This is a genomic window from Kitasatospora sp. NPDC059648 (assembly GCF_042734825.1).
In the GTDB taxonomy this organism is placed as follows: Bacteria; Actinomycetota; Actinomycetes; order Streptomycetales; family Streptomycetaceae; genus Kitasatospora.
Window position 1 is genome coordinate 1 of record NZ_JBHWDU010000224.1, and the last position, 1,702, is coordinate 1,702.

The 1,702-nt window shown below is 73.9% G+C and carries 2 protein-coding genes; one reads left to right on the forward strand and one right to left on the reverse strand.

Going from position 1 to position 1,702, the window contains the following annotated elements; genetic code table 11:
• Window positions 1-210: 210 nt before the first annotated feature.
• On the reverse strand, window positions 211-411 hold the full coding sequence (locus ACFV1W_RS40585) for a hypothetical protein (RefSeq protein WP_380422596.1): 201 nt from the start codon (window positions 409-411) through the stop codon (window positions 211-213).
• 405 nt (window positions 412-816) lie between these two features.
• On the opposite strand from ACFV1W_RS40585, the gene ACFV1W_RS40590 reads away from it, so the two are divergent.
• The coding region (locus ACFV1W_RS40590; RefSeq protein ID WP_380422597.1) for a serine/threonine-protein kinase at window positions 817-1,702 on the forward strand (886 nt) is incomplete at its 3' end.

Below are 1,702 nucleotides of genomic sequence, written 5' to 3' on the forward strand. Positions count from 1 at the left end.
GCACGACACGCCCCGCGTACGGTCGCCCTCACCGACGACCGTACGCGGCGTCTCCGCCTGCCGGGGCGCTCTGCGCACCGCTCTCGCCCGTCCGCGTGTCATCGCGGTCGCGGCCTCCCCGGCGGCACCGCTCCCCGTCCCCAGGGGAACAGTGCCCGTTCTGGTGTTCTTCTTTCCGTGGCTTCCGTGGCGTCGTCGGCCTCGGCGGCCTCAGCGGCCGATCAGATCGGCCAGGGCCTCGGCCTGGTTCGCCATCTGCTCCCACCCGCCGAACAGCAGCATCAGGAGCACGGCGCACGGCAGGGCCATCGCCAGCGCCACGGCGGGGTGCCGGGTGGGCTGCTCGGCGGACCGGGTCCGGGTGAAGGCCGGCCGCCGCCGGCGGGTGGTGCCCGTCTGCTGCGTTGCCATGGCCTTGCTCCTGATCCGGTCGACTGGGCGCGGTGGACGGCTTACCTCGGGGGACGAGCTCCCCGTCCACCGCTGAGCACAACGCTATTGGTCAGGGGGCCGTTCGGACGTCATGCCGTCGTACTGTTCCTCGGGCATCCCGGAGGATGACGCTCAGGCTCAAGGCGTACTACCGGAGGGGGAGGGCCGACTCACCCCGCCCCCGAGGGAACCCTGAGGGGCAACCCCGAGAAACGATTCGGCGCCCCTGTGACCTGCAGCTCAGTGCACGATCCGACAATCGCACGGTGGCTTGAGGTGTTGCGTATCAGCACACCGCAGCGGGCAGTCCGTAAGCTGTGCCAGACAGGAACTGACGATGCCCCAACCGACGGGGCCTCACCCAAGGCTGACGGGGAACGAGACATGGCGATGATGCGGCTGAGGCGTGAGGACCCCCGCATCGTCGGGCCGTACCGCCTCCACCGGCGACTCGGAGCCGGCGGCATGGGCGTGGTCTACCTCGGCTCCGACCGCCGCGGACAGCGCGTCGCCCTCAAGCTGATCCGCGCCGAACTCGCCGAGGACCAGGAGTTCCGCACCCGCTTCGCCCGCGAGATCGCCGCCGCCTCCCGGATCCGGGGCGGCTGCACCGCACGGGTCGTCGGCTCCGACATCGAGGCCGACCGCCCCTGGCTCGCCACCGCGTACGTCCCCGGGCCGTCCCTCTACAAGCAGGTCGGCGACGAGGGGCCGCTCAGCTGGCCGGACGCCGCCCGGATCGGGGCCGCGCTGGCCGACGGGCTGGTCAAGGTGCACGAGGCCGGGGTCGTCCACCGCGACCTCAAGCCCTCCAACATCCTGCTCTCGCCGCGCGGCCCGCGGATCATCGACTTCGGGATCGCGTGGTCGCGCGGCGCCAGCACCCTCACCCACGTCGGCACCGCGGTCGGCTCCCCCGGCTTCCTCGCGCCCGAGCAGGTGCGCGGCGCCGCCGTGACCCCGGCCACGGACGTCTTCGCCTTCGGCGCCACCCTCGCGTACGCGCTCACGGGGGACACCCCGTTCGGATCCGGGGCGTCCTCCGAAGTGATGCTCTACCGGGTCGTCCACGAGGAGCCCGACCTCTCGGCCGTACCGCCGCAGCTCGCCCCGCTGATCCGGGCCTGCCTGGCCAAGGAGCCCGCCGAGCGGCCCGGCGCCGCCGCGCTGCACGAGCGGCTCAGCGAGCTGGCGGCCCGCGGGGCGGCGACCGCCGGTGGCAGCGGGCGCGCGACGCGGCGGGGCCCGGCTGCGGCCGCCGCGGCCGCCG